This window comes from Alkalihalobacillus deserti (assembly GCF_020734105.1).
Lineage (GTDB): Bacteria > Bacillota > Bacilli > Bacillales > Bacillaceae_D > Halalkalibacter > Halalkalibacter deserti.
The window spans coordinates 65,460-87,197 of the sequence record NZ_JAJAFR010000006.1 but is presented as its reverse complement, the minus strand read 5'-3'; the positions used below and the strand labels follow the sequence as shown (position 1 = coordinate 87,197).

The following is a 21,738-nucleotide window of genomic DNA, read 5'->3' as shown; positions in this document are numbered from 1 at the left end:
AGCAATGAGCGGAACCGCTACAGGGTTTTGAGCCTCTAGGAGTGGGGTTCTCCTAGAGGCGTGTAGCGTGTGGAGCCATTGTCATCTTTTTGAACACGCTCTTTAATGCACTTAAATAAAAATGAACTCTACAAGGACATGATCGCAATAAAATGACCAGCAGATCCGCATTTACTTTCCATATGATAAACTACCAAAAGCTTGGATAAAATCATTATCCAAGCCTTTTTTCTGTAATAAAGTTAATAACATACATATCCAAGCTCAAAAGACACCTTCTCCCAAAATATCAGGGATTTGCAACAGTTCAAAAATATCCATAACCTCTTCTCTAACATTCGTAATCGTTACTTTTGTGCCCTGACTATTTAATGTCTGAACGGCATTTAATAAAAGGCCGATCCCCGAAGAATCAATAAATGGGACACCCTCAAAATTCAAATCAACTGATTCAAATGGCTCAATCGTTGGCATGAGTTCTACTTCTATCACTTCCGTACTATCGATATCTAAGTCCCCCATTAGTTTCACCTCAACGGTGTGATTTACTTTGTTAGCCAAAAACCTAATCATACTCTTCCCTCCAGTTTCTTTATCCAAAAGTAATTCGTTCATTTTTATCAAGATAAGCAACTACATGATGCCTTGTTTCTTTAAAGATATGTTTGACATTGCCGATCTTAATAGTCGTACCTTCCATCGCCTTATGAATGATTACTTTTTGATCATATGGGACTGCAATTACGGTAGACGTTCCGATTTCAGCACCCGCCTCATTAATAACAGCTCCTAACTTCCCGTACACTTCTCCACCACGAATAATTCCGCTAATTTCTACTTTTCCTCCTGCATGAATTTTCGTATTCACACAGCCTTTTCCCGTAATCCTTATATCGCCACTGCAATAAAGCTGACTATTTGATGCATTAGCGATAACGATATAGGAATCGGGCTCTACAGGAGTTAGACTTAGTTCGTATAACTCTTTCATTTTTCGAGATAATTTAATGATCTTCTCAAGAGAGATCTGCTCATTGGATAATGATAAAAAGAGTTGCGTTAATTTAACCGAGACTTCTTTCCACTCATTATCATCTAAATAAATGTCAGCCTGCTTAACAACATCAACGTATCTCTTAGCAAGCGGCGGAAAGGTTTTAAATTTCTTTTCCAATAAAATACGAAATAACGGTTGTAAGCCAGCTCTAGTAAAATCGCCATTTTTAAAAGCGGGAGATTGAATAAGTTGATTAATAACAACAATCATTCTCTCTGTATGATGGTGAAGAGTTCCAAGTATATGTCCCAATTCTGCGATTAACATGTTATTTTTCCCTGCTGATATTTCCGAACCAACCATGTTCCCATAAGAAATAATAGCGCCCGACGCAGTAAGCGTTGCTCGATTAACCTCTTTTCGAACAATAATATCTCCTTCAGCCTCCACCAGCATCCCTTCATTGATATGACCGATCACTTCCACATCACCCATGAAATGAATGTTTCCTGAGGCAATATCTACATCCCCAAGATGCGTCAGCTTTTGCATGATAGAAATTTTCACGATCCGACCTCTTTTCTCGATTTGAGGTCTGCCCGATTCAATCGAAACAATCTTGTCATCAACGATTGAGAGTCCTTTTCCTAGTTTCAAGCTAACTGGAAGTGTTTGTTTTGCTAGAAGAGGCTCATTGGTAACCGTCGTTCCACTTTGCCCTGGAATTGGCTCGTGAACAATAGCGACGACTTCACCGCTACTCACGGTAGGAATCGATTTGATTTCTCGATAATCTACACTGCCATCCTCCGATTCTCTTGGACCTACCTGTGTTTCTAAATCAACTTTCACTTCAACCCAGCCATCTTTTCCTTCTTTCGCTTCTATTCCAGTTGCAATCTCAAACGTACCAGGTACATCTGTCTCCATTGCCATTACTATTTCATTTTGGTTAAACCCTTGCTTAACCTTTAACGACTCTAATTTACTGATGATCGCTTCGTAATTCACGTGATTATGAACTTCTTTTATTTCTTCTACATATAAATGGATGTGATAATCTGCCTCTATATTTGGGATACTGCGTTTAATTATGAATCCAGGTTCAACATGTAATACAACTTTTAATTTTTGCTGGTCTATAGTCACTTTCCATTTCGTCTCAACTTCTTCATTTTCTACTTTTAATTCAAAAGTTTCACTCTCTGTTACAATGGCTGTTCTCTCTTTAACTAGTTGATTATTTTTAAAGAGTTTAATATCAGCTGGAACCGTCACCATCGGAAAATGCTTCGGAGACGATTGACAATAGATTTTCCCATCCTCTACCCACGCTTTTCCTGCTTGCGATTCTGAGGTAACATTGAACTCTTTAACGATTGGTTCGTCAAGATTTAAATTAATTAAGTCGATTTTTTCATCTGGAATACTTGAAATCACATCTTCTAATAGATCAAACTGTTCAGAGAGGGTAGGTTCTTTGATCGGTTGAATCGATTCAGATTCTAATTTAACCAGTTTAACGATTGCCTCTTTGGAGCCAATTCTAAGAAAGCCCTTTGTATCATGCTGTAAAATTTCAATGTTTACTTCTTTAATAGTTGTATCTAATAGAGAAAGCCCTAATTTAATAGCCTCATTAATATTTTTACCTTTCGAAACAATACTTTGCATACTTATCCCACCTAAACATTTATTACTGGTGAATTTAAGCTCGTAATATTTGATTTTTCAAAACTCAACTTCAATACGACCATTGTAATATCATCTTTTTGCGGAGCACCATCAGCAAACTGAGTAACTGAATCTATGACACTTTTCTCAATCTCCCCTACATCGCTGTCCTGATGGGTAATAAGGGTTTTCGTTAAACGCTCTAATTGATACTGTTTCCCGTCATTATTTTGAGCTTCTACAATTCCATCCGTATAAAAAAACACGGTATCATTGTTTCGTAACTGGATTGCTTCTTCTTGATATACCTGATTAGGAAGTCCTCCAACCATAATGCCTTTTGCCTTAGGCAGCATTGTCACGGTTCGGTCGTTTCCGTTAATATAAAGTGGCATATTATGTCCTGCATTCGCATAAGTAAGAACCTCCGTTTTAGGGTCCCAATCGGCACAAAACAATGTCACAAATGACTTTAACGTCCTTAAATCGCTATATAATGCTTGGTTCATTGCCGTTAACGTTGAACCAGGACTTGACGTACTTTCTGCAGCTGTTCGAAAAGCCCCTCTCGTTAAGATCATTAGCATCGCTGCTGGAATGCCTTTTCCCATGACATCCCCAATCACTATCCGAATTTTGCCGTTGACTAATGGGTAAAAATCATAATAATCTCCACCAATTAGTCTAGCTGGAAAAGAAGAACCGATCACTTCTCCTTTTTCAAATTTAGGAGTTTGTCCATTCAATAATTTAGATTGGATATTTTTAGCTAAGTTGATTTCTCTTTGTAATGTTTTATCAAAATTTTCAGTCGATTGTTTAGAACTTGGAACAGTTAATCCATTATAAAACATTACGAAACCTCCCCTTGAATCGCTTCTAGTATTTGATATAATCCAACCATTTCAAAAATTTGATGCGTTAATTCATTTACGCCATCGAGTTTAAGTTTGAAATTTTTCTCCTGCGCTAGATGAATCGCATTCATAATGGAACCAATCCCTGTAGAATCCATAAATTCGATTCCAGAAAAATCAATCACTACTACTTCTACATCATCATGGATCTCATCTAGATATGGATCGATAACGGCATTTGTTGAAATATCCAAAATACCGCTGATAAACAGGGTAAGCGTGGAACTTTTTTCTTCTTTTAAGACGGTTAGACTCATAACCAGTCCCCTCCTCTTCTGTTAATCTTTTTAATGAGCCATTCTTACTCATTTTCACAGGTGTTATATTCTAAGGCAAAATCGACCTTCTGTTTAAAATCTCTTTCTTATCGGTCATCTTTAACTTGAAAGAACTTAATTTTTTCATTTAACTCAGTCGATAATTGATCCATTTTTTGTAACGCTTCATTCAACTCTTTTAATGTATCATAGAACATGAGCGTGATATCCGTCACATGGGTCGAATGTTCTTTGACCATTCCTTCGAGTTCCGTTAGTTTCTCAAGAACTTCATTCAAAGATTTTTTGATAAGCGGGCTCTTCTTTCCTTCCAATTGCCCACTACCAAGAGTGTTTAGCTCGTTGTCATGAATCGACATTGACAACCGTTGTAGTTTTTCAAGAGTAATTGAAATTTCTAGTAAAATAGTTTTCGATTCCGAGGTCATAGTCGTTGATGTTTCACCCATCGTCTTTACCGAGGTGTACACTTGTCTAGATAACAAACTAGAAACAATCACAAGTGAATGCGATTCTTCTTTTACACCCATAATTAATTGATGAAAACGTTGAGTCATATCATTAATATTTTCCGCCAACCAATCTAGCTCATTTTTTTCCTTAATTGTTAACCTCTTGGTTAAGTCTCCTTCAGCTACCCCTTGAATATGTTCAACAATATTTTGTAATGGCTTTAACTGACGTCGGACGATGAAGCGGATAATGATAAATAACAAAACGGACGCTAGGAGAAATCCACCTAAGAACAGGAATAAGAATTGATTTCCCATTTGCTTTTGCCTGCTTAAGTCTAAAGTAATGGCCATCACTCGGTCATGAGCGAGTGGTTTAAATAACTTTTTGTAGGACACACCATCTTTTTCAAAGAGTTCACTATAATTTTTATTTTCGCGCTGCACCTTCAGAAGGATTTCTTCATCCTGTTCAAGTTCAAATTGATGACTCCCATACAACACAGGTAAATCGATAGCGGGTTCAACTACGTCATTGTCCTCTCCTCTCAACCATGCAGGAACATTGATTACGGCAATCTCTTCAATATCCATATTTTCAGCGATGATTTTTTCAATCATTTGCGTTGGACCCGCTTGAAAGGTTAGATTGTATATTTCCTCATCAGAAATAAAAGGATTAATCATAAAGTCCGTTGTGCCATCGTAATAATAAGCAAATTTATAATAAATATGCTCAAAGCGCTCTGCTCGAGAGATCGGGCCTACCCAGTAATTATCGAGCGCCGTTCCTTGTTCAACGGTGACGGCTTGACCGGACATTAATTGATCAAATGCCGTGAACCAATAGCCCCAGTCTTTTGAACCCATTTCTAATTGCGTTTCATCAGATGATTGAACTGTCACGATATCATCACCAATTCTTTGCCACAGCGATATTTCTTCAACATCCCAATTGTCGGCTAGTACTCTTAGTTCTTCCATGTTGATGTCTTCTATCTCTTTACCACGTAATTCGGACATGATTCCTTTAGAGGAAGCATACAGGAGATTTTCAATCATATGTTCGATCGTCTCGGCCGATTGTTGCGTTGAGTCCATCGCATGAACGACAACACCCGTGGCGTTATTAATCTGCTCCTCCTGGTAACTTTCCATCTTTAAATTGATCAAGTAATAACCCGTTACAAGAATAATAATGGCGAGTAACCCTAGAAAAAATCCAATTTTAACTAGTAACTGCATCATAATCGTATTTCTTTTCATAACTTCACCCCTAAACATCCCTCTTTTTTATCAACTAACAACTTTCCCTTCTATTTCCTGACTACAATCAAACGTTAAAATAACAGTTGAACCTACCGGTGATGTATAGAGTAAAACTTGCTTCGACATTTTCATCATTAGTGAGAATCCCTGACCCATTGATTTTTTCGTTGAGTAGCCCGCTAAAAGCGTTGTTTTAGGGAGTTCTTCTAGAGAAAATCCGGGTCCTTTATCTTCGATGACAAAGCGCATCTCCTTTTTCTCCCCATCTTCTATCAATGTCATTTTCCCTTCCTCAGCATGCTTGATCGTATTTGTAATCGCTTCTGATAAAACCAGCAACCAACTCATAACCTTTGCTTTATTGAACTCCTTTTGCTCAAAAATCTCTTTAGCTTGATTTCGGCATGTTGGTATATCGGAACGTTCTTTAATCCATCCTTCGTAAAGTACATTTCCAGCTTTGTATGTCGTTACTTCCTCTTCTGAAATCAGCAAGAACTGTCCTTGAGTCGCTGCAAAAATAACCTCTCTATACACGAGCCATGTCGGATCCGGTTTTTCATTATGCTTGGCTGAAACTTCTGAATTCTCGTCAAGTATGACATCTCCCGATAAAAACAAATCTTTCTCAAACATGTCATAGGCCTTTAGCATCGCGTTTTGGATGTCATCCTTTACGTCTAACTTTTTAATCTTCTCCGGTATATTTTCATTTTGTTTGCCCCACTCTAGCATCTGCTCACTCAACTGAAGTAACCGTTCATGATCATTTTCAATCTTACTTTTTTTAAAAGTGGTTCTAGCTAATGATTGATAAAATAAAGAGCTGCCCTCTTCCCTTTTCATGCTTAGATATTGGCTTAATTTCCCGGCAAGAAACCCTCTTTTAGTCATATAAGTTAGCTCAGAAAAGGATAAATCTGATGGGAGAGTCGGAGCACCAAATTGAGAACTCTTTGTTGTATGTTTAAATACTTTATTTAAAAATCGTCTCATTGAATGCTCCTCCTTCTCATTTAAAGTATGTATCCCTAAAAAGATAAAACAAAAAGCCCACCAACTAGATTGGCAGGCTCGAATATAGGCTTGTATCTTACCTATTTTTCTTTCATCCAATCCTTTTCGGTAACTCGGCTGTCATAGCTTCTTGCCTTAGACCCGTAGTTTTGCGTCCTCATTTTTCAATAAGTTTGCCGTTATCGAAGGAAGTATCCTTACTATTGTTTATATCGGTAGTTTCCTACTAGTACTTGAGTGGTAATTTACCCCAAAAGCAATCAATTAATATCAAGACCAGGTAATCTTACCACGACCGTGGTTCCTTTATTTTCTTCACTAGCAATTGAAATCGTACCGTTATGTTGCCAGATGATGCGGTGACATAACATTAACCCTAAACCTGTCCCTTTTTCTTTAATACTAAAGAATGGTTCTCCTAACCGACCTAAGCGTTCTTCTTTCATCCCAACTCCGTGATCTACGACTTTTATGAGAAGATTAGATCCACTGTTACTCACACGAAGCTTGATCAATCCACCATTTTGACTCGCTTCAATACTATTGGTAACTAGGTTCATAAACACTTGCTTGATTTGGACCGGGTCACACTTGACCTGAGGAAAGTCAGCCGCTTCTTCAAGATAGATTTCTACCCTTTTTTCCTTTGCTAGGTGAGCCAGTGATGATTTCACATCTTGTAGCAACATATCGATGTCGACTGCGTCTTTTTGATTGATTGGTGGTTTAGAAATGTTTAGAAACTCTTCAATGTACTTCTCAATCTGATGGATCGAAGAGCGGATAACATCAAAATAATTTTGCTTCAACATTCCTTGTTCGAGTAGATGAACAAACCCCTTTATCGACGTAACCGGATTTCTAATTTCATGTGCGATACTTGCCGCTAATTCACTTACTAGTTGTAGCTTTTCCGCCTTCCAATGGAAATCTTTATCTCTTCGGTTTTCAGTTACAATCATACCTTCAACACAATCATCTATTAATTCGGTTACATTTTCAGCTAGTAAGCCGTATCTAGTTTCAGGATAAGAAGATTGATCGAACTCTAGTCTCGACAGATCCATACAAGTACCAATCACTTCCGTTACTTGTCCCTGATATTTAATCGGTTTTAAAGTGGCAATATAATAAAAGCCGTTCAAGATCGCTTTATAGGTAACCTGCTCACCATTCCAAGCTCTTTCATAATAATGAACTTTCTCAGCAGCTATTTTTTCTGGAAGAAATTCTCTTAGTTCTTTTCCAATCGTATTTGAAGGAAATAGTTCACCCTTAGAAAACGTGTGAATAAAGCGATCATCCACTTTTTTAAATTTGAATATAAAATCTTGCTGAGGGTTTTCTGCATCGTTCTTTGTGATCACATTGAATTCTTCTGTCCATATACGCTCATTATTATTTAAAGTTACACCTTGTTCATTTACAATTTGTGTGATCTCAGGTATTCTTTTTTCTAACTCACTGGCAGGAACTGGTTTACTAAAAAGATAACCTTGTCCTTCATTACAAAGATGCTGTTGCAAGAAAACAAGCTGTTCCTTTGTTTCAATGCCTTCGGCGACAACATTTAGCTTTAAGTTATGTGCCATCGAGATAATCGTCTTCACAATCGTTGCATCGCTTGTGTCATCGAATAATTCACGGACAAATGATTGGTCGATTTTCAACGTATCAATAGGAAATTGTTTCAAGTAATTTAGGGAACTAAAGCCTGTCCCAAAATCATCTATACTGATCTTAACCCCAAGCTTCTTAAATTCATGAAGGGTCGTAATCGTTTGATCAATATTGACTGTCATGCTTTCTGTAATTTCCAATTCTAAAAAGTATGGCTGAAGGTCTGTTTCTTCAAGGATTCTCTTAATTGTTTGTACTAAATTGACTTTTGTAAATTGTCTTGGAGATAAATTAACAGACATCACACATTTAAAGCCATTTCTCTGCCATTTTTTATTTTGTTTACACGCTTCCTTAAGTGCCCACTCTCCAATTGGTATAATTAATCCAGACTCCTCCGCAATCGGAATAAACGTCCCTGGCGAGATCATTCCCCACTCTGGGTGAAGCCATCTGATCAAAGCCTCTACACCGATTATCTCACCCGTTTTTAAATTGACCTTGGGCTGATAGTGTAAGACTAATTCATTTCGGTCTACCGCACTGTGCAACTCCATTTCTAACTTTAATGGGTTGATCGAATCACCGACATCAGGTGGCGAGTAAAAACTAACGCCATTTCCTCCATTGTTTTTCGCTTGATACATCGCAAAATCGGCATTCTTTGTCAGTTGTTCAACTGATGTCCCGTCCTCTGGCAGCATACTGATTCCGATACTTGGGGAAGTATAAACATCAAAGTTATTAACGAAAAATGGAGAAGCAAATAACTGTACGATTTTATCGGATATGTTTGATGCTAAGTTTCGATCTACATTTGTAAGTACAATGACAAATTCATCTCCGCCTTGTCTAAAGAGATAATCACTTTCAGCTAAACAAGACTTGAGACGCTTTGTCACTTCTATTAACAAAAGATCTCCTACATGATGACTCATACTATCATTAATGACTTTAAACCGATCAAGATCTATAAATAAAATAGCTGACGGCTGTCCTTTCTCTAACTCTTCCAAAAGGCATTTCTCAAGCAAAAATCGATTTGGGAGTCCCGTTAAATAATCATAATAAGCCAATTGTTTCATTTCTTCTTCAGACTTTTTCCTGCTCGAAATATCTCGGTAATTAACAATAATCCCGTTGACGTTTTCATCATCAAGAAGATTCATAACACTGACTTCACAATATAACGAGCTTCCGTCCACCTTCTTCAGTCTGAACTCCGCTTTAATTTTACTCTGAGGATCATTTAATACAGATTGAATTACATTTTGTGCGATCTTTAAATCGCCTTCATAAACCCAATCTAAGCAGCTCTTCCCTATTTGCTCCTTAGCCTCATATCCTAATACTTGTTTAACAGCAGGACTTACGTACTGAATAATTCCTGATCGGTCTAACTTAGCAATTACATCAGCGGACTGCTGGATAAGCGTTTCAAAGAGAACTTCACTTTTTCTGAGTTCATTCTCTAACATTTTTATCTCGGTAATATCTTTGGCAACCCCATAAATTCCTAAGACTTCGCCGTTAATCATCGCTGGTCCTACCTTGACAGAAACGAATTTAATCGTTTTACTTTTATGAATCATTCTAAATTCCTTTTCATTTGCATTTCCTTTTAACGCATTAGTGAACGCATTTTTCACAAGATCCAAATCGTTTGCGTGAATATAATTTGAGAAGTGAGAATATAATAACGTCTCTTTCGAAAATCCAGTCAAAGAGGCTAAATCATCATTGATGTCAATAAATTCCCCTTTATAATCCAAAAGAAATAACGCATCTGGATAGTTTGAAAATAAATCTTTATAAAGTACATCTTTGTTCAAATTCTCGACGCTATTACGTTTTCGAAAGGATAGTTTTCTCATATTTTCACCTCAAATTTTAATAAAAGAACGTGTTCAAAAAGGGAAGACCGCCCTTTTTGAACCTTTAATATCTTCTTTCCTAATGCGGAGTTGCAATGGCTTCACTCACTGCGCGTCTATCCGAGAAAACCACTCGGATCGACTTAAAACATTGCAGTGGTTTCGCTCATTGCTTCGAGCTTGTTCTGAAACCTTTAATTTCAACAAGATCAACTTGAGTTACACTTGGATTCACATATTGATAACGACATGTGCAATCTTGAAATGGCTGACCGATACACTCAATTATTTTAAGACATTCTAATGTTTGTAACGCTTGATCGTAAGTTGCTGTTCTGAAAACATTCCGATCACTACATTCACTATTACGAGCGAACAGAAGAATATAATGATTGACTCTTATGAAGTTTTCAAACTTATTTTTTTCCATATAACCCTCTCTTTGTTGATTTAAACGAGTTTATGTTTTTCATATTATACTTACATGTTTATTTTCCAATAAAAGCTAATAATCGTACATCACCTTAGGTTCCCAATTTTCAAATTAAATAGGTCTAATTCACTGAGATTAATATCCTATTTATGAAAGTAAGCAAAAAAAAACCGTACTCTGATTATCCAACTGCTTCCTTTTTTGAGATTGATAGGAGTGTCCTATTGTTGTATAGGAATTTACTCCTATACGTCCTATCAATAATCCTTACTGTGCGTTTTGAAGGGGACTCATAAGGTATTCGATGAGCAAACAACAGAATACAATGACGAGTATAATCTATAATCGCTAAAGAACGTAACGAACGATCGAGGAATACGGAATATATTAAACTGTTAGCAGAGTCTGTTCAAAAAGGGGTGATTTTTCCCTTTTTGAACAGACTCGTAGCAATGATTGGAGATCATATCGCAAGGGCTAAAGGACCTTAAACAAACATGCCACTTTCGTTTCAGTTTAAAGAAAGTCCATCTGGAAATAATATACATATTGAGTTTCAAAAGAAGTTTTCAATTGTACGTGTGTCTTCATAACTGATTCTTAGTAGGAGGAAAATGAATGAGTTTATTGAGAGAACGTTTTACTGAAGGCTATTTAGTATATGCCTTTATCAGGGGTCTTAATTTTGCAATTGAAAGCGATGTAAGAAAAAATGTACAAAATGAGAAGGTAACATTGCCTGGTTTTCGCATTCTATGGATTTTATATTTTCATTCAACTATAAAAATGACAGACCTGACCAATCTAGCTCAAGCGAATATTTCAAATGTGTTTCGACAATTGAATAAACTAAAAGAAGAGGAGTTAGTTGTGATTGAAAATGGCCAGGATGCTCGGACGAAGAAAATCACTTTAACAAAAGAAGGCAGAAAAATTGTACAAAACTTTATAGATGAAAATACGTCAAACTCGGAGTTACAGTTCATTCAGTTAATCGAAAAAATTCCAAAAGAAGATCTAACAAAACTAATTGAGGTTTCCAAATTATTAAGCACTGAATTAATCGGACAACACTTCACTGATTTTGTCATGAAATCATCAACTGATCTATTAAATCAATCCAAGTAAAGAGGTCAACGAGTTTATGATTGACCTTTTATATAGGATCATTAGCTTCATCAAAACTAGAGGAACACTTATTAAAAAAAGCTTGAAGATATGACTATCATCAAGCCTTAAGCTTTGTACGTATTCACAAATACCTACGTTTACAAAGAACCTATCTTTCAAATTGTTTGCTTATTTTAAATATATTACGATGCTTTTTTGCTTCATACAACGCATTATCAGCGTTTTTTAAGAGTGTCGGATAGTCATTACCATTTTGAAGGTAAATGGCTATTCCAATACTGGTTGACATATGGAACGGTTTACCTTCTATGAAAAGGGGGTGTTCAAACGAACGAATAATTCTGTCAGCTACACCTATAATCTTCTCCTCTTGCGTTTCATTAAGAAGAATCGTAAACTCGTCCCCCCCTTGTCTACTCAACATATCTGTATCACGAATACAGTTCTTTACTCTTTTTGAAAATTCGACTATAACTAAATCACCAATGTCATGGCCAAAGTTATCATTAATCGACTTAAACTTGTCCATATCTAAATACATGAAAGCAAATCGCTCATCTGATTCACTTATTCTTTCTGTCACTTGTTTTTGGAACATTCTTCTGTTAGGTAATTTAGTCAGTTCGTCATGAAAAGCTAGAAATTCTAACTTTTGCTTTAAAGATACGGTTTCCTTTAATACTTGCTGCAAATAGTAGAAAGTAAGAACAAAGCCCAGAATAGATATAACAAGTAATAGGACCCCAAACCATAAATAACTAATGTAATTTGTTTTTTGTGTTTCTATAAGTTTAAAAATTAATTGATAGTAATCATTTGATAAGGGCTGTAAATAGAAGGTTTTAAACTCTTCAAATTCCCTATTGGCTTCAATTAGTAACCTCAGAGCTTCAGTATCGTTGTTTTCCTGACTCAAACTAATGGCTGCTTCAAAAATACTCCAATAAAGTTCCCATTTCTCAATAATATTGCTATACACACTGTCATTTTCGATATTTAACTCCACTTTCATTAATATAACCATCAGTTCATCAAATGTTGATTCAATTTCTTTATTATAATCATTCATTTCTTTATTACGTTTCGATAGGATGTGTTGTTGCCCTAAAAAGTTCAATCTAGAAGTCGAATATTCCAATCTAAGAATGGTCTCAGCCATTTCTATTGATTGAGCGTGTAGTTCATGGTTATCCTTATAGGTCTGATAAGCATTGAATAATAAAAAACACGATAAAAATAACATAAGGAAAAACAAACTAATAAATGCAATGTAAATTTTAATTTTTACTTCTTTCATACTTTCTCCTATCACAAATTCGTTATTTTTCACTTAAGATTGACTTCTTACAAGTAGCATTATGTCCTAAGAGCAATAAATAGACAATAACGAATGATTCCTATATTTAGCAAATCACTCCCTAATTTAGTAGGAACAAAACTCTACTTTCACCCTTTCTATTTCCTTCTATGAGTATTGGTATTACTTTACTGATCGACCGTATTATAAGGTCTGCTACTCACAGCCTTCATATTGATTATTAATCCCGTATTATCAATTAAAGTGATTCAATACTTGTATTCCTAATTACACCTTGAATAACAGAAATTACACAATTGACAACAGCTAATATCAAAAGCGAACTACATAGCTAAGTCAGAGGCCGCTGAAAAAGTCCCTTTTAGCAGATTCGAGGAAGTAGCAATGGCTCCACACGTTGCGCGCCAGCTACGAGAAACCCACTCATAGCAGGCTTAAGACAAAGCAACGGTTCCGCTCATTGCTTAAAGACCACTGAAAAAAGGTGAAAACCGTACCTTTTTCAGTGGCCTCGCTAAGTCAGGCTTCTTTTTGTTTTAAAACATTGATAAAAAAAACGAGTATAAACCCTATGTGAGTTCATACTCGATTTAATAGGCTTTTTCAGCCCGTTAATTTTTATTTGCATTCGCAAATAATTTTTAAAATATGAGCCATAATATGACCAAACCCTTTAAATCTTATACCGTTTTATCTGTATACGTTCAAATAGTGAAAACAAGTTATCATTAAAGGAGGTGATCATAATCGCTAGCTATAATAAAGAAAATACAATCATCCTCTCGTCTTGCATCATTACAATCGTATTACTATTTAAATATATCCCTAAAAATAAAGTGAGAGAAGCACATGTTCCTTTTCTTTTTCAACAGACTGTAACATGGTTCTTTGGATTACTAGTGGTAGAGAAGAATTTTATTAAATATCCATATAGACCCTATTTCAAGAAATCAAACAAATCCGGTTTCTCTTTTGAATATTTTATCTATCCAGCCTTAACTTCACTTTTTAACGTCTGTTATCCAGAAAAGAGAGGGATCTTATTTAAAGCATTCTATACTTTTTCATATAGTGGTGCTGTTACATTGTTTGAAATATTAATCGAAAAGTATACAGACTTGATTACATACAAAAAGTGGAGTTGGCACTGGAGCTTTATTACCATGTCTTTCACCTATTATCTTTCCCGCCTTTACTCCCGGTGGTTCTTTAAGAGTTTGTTCAATAAGGGAAGACCGCCCTTTTTGAACCTTTAATATCCTCTCTCCTAATGCGGCGTTGCAATGGCTTCACTCACTGCGCGTCTATCCGAGAAAACCACTCGGATCGACTTAAAACATGGCAGTGGCTTCGCTCATTGCTTCGAGTTTGTTCAAAAGAACTCTAAAGGTTGGATTGAGGAGGTTAATCCTTAATGTTGGTTAACCTTTTTATTATTGGGGCATTGTAATTAGCGAAGATTAGGCAATAGGTTGTCGTTACAAAGAAAAAAAACCCGCCTAGTAGCGGGTCCATTAATGAGAAGGAGAATAACCTAATTGATAGATCATCGCAATCGCTTGAGAGCGATCACTCACCCCAAGCTTTTGGAAGATATGAGTAATATGATTTTTCACTGTGTGTTCGCTGATATATAAGTTACTCGCAATTTCACGGTTATTAAAACCCTTTAAAAGCTGATTTAAAACTTCTACTTCCCTTGAAGACAGATTAAGCTTCTTCTTCAAAATGCTTTCCCCATTTTGGATAGTAGGCTTGCTACTAGTAACGGGCTGACGACCAAAATCTAAGGAAATCTCCGTTTCAACCATTGACCGTTGATTGACATAGTCTACAAACTTTTCTTTCAACTCTTCCCTTATATTCGGAATCTCTTTAATGACTATTAAGTTTTCATTTTGAGTAACAAAACAATAGATCATTGCTAAAATTTCACTATCTTTACTAGTTCCAGCTTTTTTCGCAAGGACATTTTTAAATTCAGCAAAAATCGAAAGTAGTTTATCGTCACTCAAGTAATTCTCAAGTAATGTAGTCTCAAAATAAACTAGTCCACTTATCTTCTTTAACGACAGATAATCTCCATCATTCAAGTAGGAAGTAAAATCCTTTACATGACTTTTTATTTTCATTGATAACTTATATTGGACTTCGTTTTGTTGACTCATCGCTTCCTGTAACAACTGGATAACTGAATCGTCTGTTCCTGTTCCGTCCTCCTGTTGACAGAGGTGAATCGAAATGCTTCCCGCTACAGCTAAAGTAGATAAGAAAGCTTTATATTTTTCTGGATCATGCTTATGTGTTAAGCCAATACATAACATCCCGAAGAAGTGATCATTGAAAGATAACGGAAACTCTAACACTTCATTTCCCCAATTCGTTTTCCCAAGTACCGGTTGCTTTAAGTTCATGTCCTTGTTTAAATCGGAAAATGCTCTTTTGGCAACATCATAGCCATAATCGTTTATTTCTGTGTTCGCTAGACCTCTTGAAACAATATCAACTTTAGAATCATTTTTTCTCGATTTAAAGACAATACAAGCAAAAGGGCCCCTCATAATATTAATACTAATATCAACAAGAATATAGAGAACCCTTTTAATATCCTTCACGGTCGTCATGACACGAAAAACTTCATTGAATGTCGATAACTCCATTAAATGATTTTGGAGGTTTTCCCTAAGGTTTTCGGAAGTAATTAAGACACTGAGCAAAGATGAATGCATTTTAACTGGTTCTAAAATGTCGGGATTTTTCATTTCATGTTTGGTGCTTCCCCCGAACAATATTCCAGCCACCTTTTCCTCAACAAAAATAGGTACGCAAAATAAACTTTTTGGGTAAAGGCCGTACCGATTAAAAAAGTTAATTCGTGGGTCATTGTTCGTGTCTTTCCAAAATTGAAATTGCTGAGTCGCAATCGTGTGTCCGAGGAAGCCTTCCCCCATTGCAAAAGTAAGCCCTTTAAATTGTTCGGTATGATCACCGAGGATCGCTTCAATCCGATAGTAACTATCATTATTTTCAATTGCTAGTCCGATAAAATTGAAATCCGAATGAAGATGGTACAACCCTTCTAAAAAAGAAGAGGCTGTGGCCTTGCCCGTTCGAATGTTTTCAAGCTTGCCATGGATAAAAGCAAACGTGTCACGCTCCGTTTTCTTTTCTACCTGTGCATTGATAAATGTCTCAGTTACCTCTGTCAAGGTAGAAGCTAGCTTGAGTTTTTTATTTTTTTCCTCTTCAGATAGCTCTCGTACTAGTTCGAGAGCCTCCATTAAACCTCTTATGTTTGAATAATGTTGCAAGGCGTATTCACCCACGAGTTTTCGTGTCAATGGTTCTAAAAAATAACCTGCAATCAGATAATTACAAATTTGATCATTTACTCGTATTGGAGAAACGATTAATTTTAAGCCCATTCGATTATCGACAACAGTTGGCTGACGAATGGACTGTAACGGTTCTAAAAAGCTCTTATAATGATCCGTTGTCCCCCATTCGCTATGAAGTAAACGAGATAAAGGATTGTTATTCGATATGTCTGTTATTTCATTTCCATCTACATCTATAAGGACCATGCTTAGATCCATTAACTTCGCATAAGCATCCTGAACATCTTGAAGAAAGGTTACGCTTGCTCCCATGACTCCACCTTTCCTAAATCTAGATTTACAGGTTGAATATATCGGTAAATAGCCGTTTCACCTGAACCAATCACTTCTAATACCATACTTGAAACCAACAGATCTAGTGCATCGACTAAATCTTCGGTATTTCTTCCAAGTCGAGTCGCTAAGCCTTTTATCGTTTCGTATGCGTAAGGGTTCTCTTGAAAAAACAATGTACACTCCACTTGCAGCGGATTGAAATGAAAAGCAACCATTTGATCATCCCCCTATAAAAACCTAATGAAAGGTTTAGATTGTATATTCTCAACTAGTAATGGCTGTGACATATTCCCTTGTGGTGATTTCTTCAGTTGGAAATACTGGTAGTTCCCATCAACCCATGTTTGAAACACCCCATTACAGGTTCTTTCAAGAAAGCTTGCCGTTTCTGGGCCAATCTCCGTAAAGTTCGTTAAAGCAAGCATGCTCATGCCTTGTGCACTAATAAAGGCAACTTCTTCAGTAAAGTGGCTCGTAACAAAGTCTTTGCCTCTTTGAGAAACAAGGGTATTTAGATCATAAAACATAAACCACGTTTCCCCTTGATTAATTCTCTCTGAAACAATCGAATTTAATTTCCCTTGCATGGTGTTCTTATATTCTTTATTATCCATTTTGTTGACTTGAATCACAGCCGATTTATAGGATTCTGGAACTGGCCGATCATAGTGTTCAATAAAATAAATCCGCTTCTGTTGGACTACTTCATCAAGATCAACACCGAATAAACGATAGATCTCTTCATAGTCGCATATGCTTAATAAGCTTGATAACACCATGATCACATTTTCACCTGCAAGAATTCGGCTAGTCACAATCGAAGCAAGCAAATATTTATAATTAGCCTTACTGTTTGTATCTAATACAAAAGCAGTCCCTCTTGGAATTCCACCAGATAACATCTGATCTAGGCTAGGTATTCCCGTTGTTACATTCGCTTGGTTGTCAGTGACGACCATATCTTCAATCATCGACAACGCTGGCACAAGGTAAACGCCCGAATTGGTTATTCGATAAATATGTTCGCCTTCTTTAATTTTACAGCCGCGCATTTTTAACACTTCTAACGTTCTCTTCCGATAGATCGTATGATGCTCTTTCAAAGAAAGTTGGACGACCCCATCGACAACATAACTGACAAAAGGGATTTCTTTTTCGTGAAGCGATGTCCGTTCATTTATTAACAAAGAAGTTAATGAATACTTACGGAGTATATTCCTTAACGTATAAACGGTCTCTCTTTTTTCTACTTGACTTTCAATCCCAAAATGAAGCAAATTCAAACTGTCAATCACGACTCGTTTACAATCGATCTCTTTAATAATTTGTTCAAAAAGACCATTTTTCTGCTTCATCTGAGTAATGAGCACCTCAGGTGACATACAGATGACACGCAGTTTATTTTCCCTTTCGAGTGCTTTTAAATCCCAACCAAATGAGTTCATTTCTTTATAGATTTGATCAGGAAATTCTTCAAAGGTTATATAAACTCCCGCTTCATCATGTTCCTTTGCACCATTATATAAAAATTGCATTCCTAATATCGTTTTTCCAGTACCCGGTGCCCCGTCTAATAAGGTAGCAGAACCAGTCGGTAATCCACCCGTTAAAATGACATCGAGTCCATCTATTCCTGCTTTTGTATATGTCACCATAATGAATCTCACTCCCATTTGTAACAAATTATAGGTAAACCATTCATTATTTCACGGATAATTAGTAGTGAGATTAAGGAATCTCTTTTTAACTACATAAAGTAAGATGGCACCTAGAAAGTAGCCATCCTTTAGCTTAATACGTTTCGTTCGGTAACTCGGCTACCATCGCGAAGTTGCTTTAGGCCCGTAGCTTTGCGTCCTTATCTTTAGATAAGTTTGCTATTATCGTGAAAACTAGTCTCTTTTTTGAAAGTCCATGATGTTATAAGATCCCCTAAATATTTTAACACGTTTGTCATCACGCGACTAGAATGAAGGTCAATTTACGATGGAACTTCTCAGCTTGGGGTAAAAAGACAAAAAAGTTATTAACTATTAATTGTAGGTGTGAATTGCAATAAAATTTTCGTCTCCTCTTCTTCCTTTGTATAGCAATTACGTTCTCGATTGTATTAATACCACTAATCCAGTTATTTATGTGAATAACGTTAGTTCTAGAAGACTAAAACGGCATAGGGCCAATGGCTCTTTTTGCCGTTAATCTATCTGCTCTATTCACTATAGCTTTCTCCACTCAATCGCACCTGTTAGTTTCACCTTAGTACTTGCAACTAACAAAAAAATAAGAGAGTGCGGAATCTCCGCACTCTCTTACTCTCTTCCTAATTTAAACTTAAGCCTCAGACTCAATCAACCCGTATTTCCCATCTTTTCGCTTGTAGACAACGCTTGTCGCTCCGTCTACAGCATCTGAAAAGACAAAGAAGTTATGACCAAGCATATCCATTTGCAAAATTGCTTCCTCGGCATCCATTGGCTTTAAATTGAAGCGCTTTTTCCGAACCACTTCTAGTTCATCCTCAGGCACAGCGACTTCATCTTCTAGTTCAAGTGGCTCCAGCTCATTTTTAAACATATATTTCAAGCTTCCCTCTTGACGAAACTTGCGATTCACTTTTGTTTTATGCTTGCGGATTTGTCGTTCTAATTTTTCTACAACTTTATCAATAGCCGCATACATATCTATATGGACGTCTTCACCTCGTAGCAATAGTTGAGGCATCGGAATCGTGATTTCAATGATATGCTGATTGTTTAAAACCTGCATACGCACATTGACGTCTGCAATTGGTGTCGTATCAAAATAACGCTCAAGCTTACCGACTTTCTTTTCCACATAGTCTCGTAAAGCTGGAGTTACTTCCAGGTTCTCACCACGGATATTGTAATTCATGAACAACTCCTCCTTTTCTATGTACTTATTTCTCTATACCCCAGACTAAGTCCTTCTTAAACATGAAAAACAATTAAAAATATGAAGGTTGTAAACTATTATATTAAAAAAAGCTCATTCTAGAACACTAGAATGAGCCGTATCGTTTTTAGCTATTATTCATTTCCAACAGGAATGTGAATTAAAGCTTAACTACGTTCGCAGCTTGTGGACCACGAGCACCTTCAACGATTTCAAATTCAACGTCTTGACCTTCGTCTAAAGACTTGAACCCGTCTGAGTTGATAGCTGAGAAATGTACGAATACATCGTCCCCATCTTCGCGCTCAATGAAACCAAAACCTTTTTCTGCGTTAAACCATTTTACTTTACCTTGCATCTTTTCACATTCCCTTCGTAACTAAAATACTTGTGGATCTTTTCCACACTTTAACTATAACAGCGCTCTCAGACCGATGTCAAACCTTTAAACGTCTGACAACTCGCCAAAATTCAACAGATCTTGACTTCAATTGATTACGCTTACATTTGTCACGAAAGATAGTTTTAACGTTTTTAAAAATGTTATGTGTAATAATCTATCAAGATCCATTGTCCTCATCCTTTTATACTATTACAATAGAGTCAGATAATGGTAAATACTAACAAGGAACGACATAAACCATTAGAAATAGATCCGACCTTATACCTCATTTCCCTAGATGATTGCGACTACTCCTACATAGCCCCATTACTTCGCGTTCACTAGGGTTGAAAAGTGTCGAAGCAGCTCACTTCTTTGAGACTTTGCCCTTCGCTCTTTTATATAATAGGATGATTCAAAACATGCTTGATCGTAAATGACACAAAATATAGTACATACATCAAAAAAGACACCCTATATATTGTGAACATTCGATCAAAGCATTGTAAATGAATCATCCTCTTTCCATTTAAACCTTTTGTCTCTATATAAATAAGTAAAACTTTGATAAAATTTGGAGGTGTTGTGTAAAAAAAACAAGGGGGATCATGCATGAGGAATTTAAAACACTGGTTCGTTATTCTTTGCTGCTTTACTATTTTAGCAGCCTGCAGTGAAACGACATCAGTAGAATCTACAGACCCTTCAGAAAAAGAAACAACGGAGGAAGTACCAAGAGACTTGACTGTTGAAGAGATCTTACAAAAGTCAATGGAAGCCATGGAAAACGTTCAAAGCCTATCAACAGAATTGAACATGACCCAAGACATGGCGTTACCAGATCAAGAAAGCTACTCAACCAACATATCCGTTTATATGGAAATGACGCAAGAACCTTTTAACATGTATCAAAAAATGGCGATGGAACTACCTGAAGTCGGCAAAACAGAAATGGAATTTTACATGGTCGAAGATGCCGTATATTATAAAGACCCAATGGAAGATACATGGTTCACCTATCCAGATGATCTAGCACAGCAATTACGCGAATTGGAAACATCTCAATTTGGTACAGATGAGCAATTGGCCTTGCTTCTTAAAAACACAGAAAACTTAAGCCACACAGAGGATAACGACCATTACATCATTACAGTCGAAGGCGCAGCCGATTCACTTCAAACATTCGCCCAAGAACTCAACCGCCTTGTTCACGATGACATGGCGGGAGACATTGATCAACTTATGCTCATGTCAGATATAAAAGAATTAAATTACACCCTTCATATTGAAAAAGATACATTTCTACAAACAAAAATGGATATGACGATTGCGTTTGAGCTAACAACCGAAGGCGAATCGGTTACGATTCAGACACGTACACATGCGACGTTCAGTGATTTCAATGATTTTACTAAAATTGAAGTTCCAGCAACAATTGTTGACCAAGCGGAAGAGTTTGACTTGAGCTTGTCTGAATTTGACGTAGTCGGTGAAGAAGAGGATACAGAGGAATATTGAAAAGAGGTGACGCAGGGCGTCACCTCTTTTTATTGATTTTGGATAAAACTCACCATAAAAACCAATGAAAAAGAGAAAGAAAGAGGGGCTCATAAACGAGGCCACTGAAAAAGTTCCTTGTAGCAGATTCGAGGAAGCAGCAATGGCTCCACACGTTGCGCGCCAGCTATGAGAAACCCACTCATAGCTGGCTTAAGACAAAGCAACGGTTTCCGCTCATTGCTTAAAGACCACTGAAAAAAGGTGAAAACCGTACCTTTTCAGCGGCCTC

Annotated in this window: 17 protein-coding genes and 2 riboswitches; of the genes, 3 read left to right on the top strand and 14 right to left on the bottom strand. The window is 36.7% G+C overall.

The features are described from left to right. Window positions 1-264: 264 nt before the first annotated feature. From LDX58_RS13050 to LDX58_RS13015, 8 genes are all read right to left on the bottom strand, one after another. A complete protein-coding gene (locus LDX58_RS13050) occupies window positions 265-573 on the bottom strand; it encodes an STAS domain-containing protein (protein ID WP_227937280.1) in 309 nt (102 codons plus the stop codon). Between the two features lie 19 nt (window positions 574-592). Beyond that, entirely contained in the window at window positions 593-2,671 is a 2,079-nt protein-coding gene (locus LDX58_RS13045) for a FapA family protein (protein WP_227937279.1), read from the bottom strand. A gap of 11 nt (window positions 2,672-2,682) precedes the next feature. After that, window positions 2,683-3,525, bottom strand: a complete 843-nt coding sequence (locus LDX58_RS13040) for a PP2C family protein-serine/threonine phosphatase (protein ID WP_227937278.1) — start codon at window positions 3,523-3,525, stop codon at window positions 2,683-2,685. Continuing rightward, window positions 3,525-3,845, bottom strand: coding sequence for an STAS domain-containing protein (locus tag LDX58_RS13035; protein ID WP_227937277.1), 321 nt, complete (start codon window positions 3,843-3,845; stop codon window positions 3,525-3,527). The genes LDX58_RS13040 and LDX58_RS13035 overlap by 1 nt, the downstream gene beginning before the upstream one ends. 107 nt (window positions 3,846-3,952) lie before the next feature. After that, window positions 3,953-5,584 carry a HAMP domain-containing protein gene (locus LDX58_RS13030; protein ID WP_227937276.1) on the bottom strand — a complete coding sequence of 544 codons (1,632 nt, stop codon included), beginning with the start codon at window positions 5,582-5,584 and terminating at the stop codon, window positions 3,953-3,955. A 30-nt stretch (window positions 5,585-5,614) separates the two neighbouring features. After that, window positions 5,615-6,583, bottom strand: coding sequence for an ATP-binding protein (locus tag LDX58_RS13025; protein WP_227937275.1), 969 nt, complete (start codon window positions 6,581-6,583; stop codon window positions 5,615-5,617). Between the two features lie 125 nt (window positions 6,584-6,708). Continuing rightward, a riboswitch (cyclic di-GMP riboswitch) is annotated at window positions 6,709-6,792 on the bottom strand. Window positions 6,793-6,864: 72 nt separating this feature from the next. Beyond that, complete coding sequence (locus LDX58_RS13020) at window positions 6,865-10,098, bottom strand: EAL domain-containing protein (RefSeq protein ID WP_227937274.1); 3,234 nt, start codon at window positions 10,096-10,098, stop codon at window positions 6,865-6,867. Window positions 10,099-10,264: 166 nt separating this feature from the next. Further along, a complete protein-coding gene (locus LDX58_RS13015) occupies window positions 10,265-10,528 on the bottom strand; it encodes a hypothetical protein (protein ID WP_227937273.1) in 264 nt (87 codons plus the stop codon). 621 nt (window positions 10,529-11,149) lie between these two features. Here LDX58_RS13015 and LDX58_RS13010 point away from each other — a divergent pair. Next, entirely contained in the window at window positions 11,150-11,659 is a 510-nt protein-coding gene (locus tag LDX58_RS13010) for a MarR family transcriptional regulator (RefSeq protein WP_227937272.1), read from the top strand. Window positions 11,660-11,810: 151 nt separating this feature from the next. Here the strand turns inward: LDX58_RS13010 and LDX58_RS13005 are convergent, their stop codons facing one another. Continuing rightward, window positions 11,811-12,959, bottom strand: a complete 1,149-nt coding sequence (locus LDX58_RS13005) for a GGDEF domain-containing protein (RefSeq protein ID WP_227937271.1) — start codon at window positions 12,957-12,959, stop codon at window positions 11,811-11,813. Window positions 12,960-13,717: 758 nt separating this feature from the next. On the opposite strand from LDX58_RS13005, the gene LDX58_RS26280 reads away from it, so the two are divergent. After that, window positions 13,718-14,236: a CBO0543 family protein gene (locus LDX58_RS26280; RefSeq protein ID WP_308017513.1), complete on the top strand. Its 519-nt coding sequence runs from the start codon at window positions 13,718-13,720 to the stop codon at window positions 14,234-14,236. 258 nt (window positions 14,237-14,494) lie between these two features. Here the strand turns inward: LDX58_RS26280 and LDX58_RS13000 are convergent, their stop codons facing one another. The 5 genes from LDX58_RS13000 to cspD form a co-directional block, all read right to left on the bottom strand. Continuing rightward, window positions 14,495-16,630, bottom strand: coding sequence for a LuxR C-terminal-related transcriptional regulator (locus LDX58_RS13000; protein WP_227937270.1), 2,136 nt, complete (start codon window positions 16,628-16,630; stop codon window positions 14,495-14,497). Next, window positions 16,615-16,869 (bottom strand): hypothetical protein, encoded by a 255-nt coding sequence (locus tag LDX58_RS12995; RefSeq protein ID WP_227937269.1) that lies wholly within the window; start codon window positions 16,867-16,869, stop codon window positions 16,615-16,617. Before LDX58_RS12995 ends, LDX58_RS13000 begins: the two co-directional genes overlap by 16 nt. Window positions 16,870-16,881: 12 nt before the next feature. Then, window positions 16,882-18,309, bottom strand: a complete 1,428-nt coding sequence (locus LDX58_RS12990) for an ATPase domain-containing protein (protein WP_227937268.1) — start codon at window positions 18,307-18,309, stop codon at window positions 16,882-16,884. Between the two features lie 149 nt (window positions 18,310-18,458). Further along, window positions 18,459-18,543, bottom strand: a riboswitch (cyclic di-GMP riboswitch). A gap of 442 nt (window positions 18,544-18,985) precedes the next feature. Further along, window positions 18,986-19,546, bottom strand: a complete 561-nt coding sequence (gene hpf, locus LDX58_RS12985) for a ribosome hibernation-promoting factor, HPF/YfiA family (RefSeq protein WP_227937267.1) — start codon at window positions 19,544-19,546, stop codon at window positions 18,986-18,988. Window positions 19,547-19,727: 181 nt separating this feature from the next. Continuing rightward, window positions 19,728-19,925 carry a cold-shock protein CspD gene (gene cspD / locus LDX58_RS12980; protein ID WP_034634086.1) on the bottom strand — a complete coding sequence of 66 codons (198 nt, stop codon included), beginning with the start codon at window positions 19,923-19,925 and terminating at the stop codon, window positions 19,728-19,730. 636 nt (window positions 19,926-20,561) lie between these two features. On the opposite strand from cspD, the gene LDX58_RS12975 reads away from it, so the two are divergent. After that, the gene (locus LDX58_RS12975) at window positions 20,562-21,467 is read left to right on the top strand and encodes a DUF6612 family protein (RefSeq protein ID WP_227937266.1); all 906 of its coding nucleotides are present in this window, start codon (window positions 20,562-20,564) and stop codon (window positions 21,465-21,467) included. Window positions 21,468-21,738 lie beyond the last annotated feature (271 nt).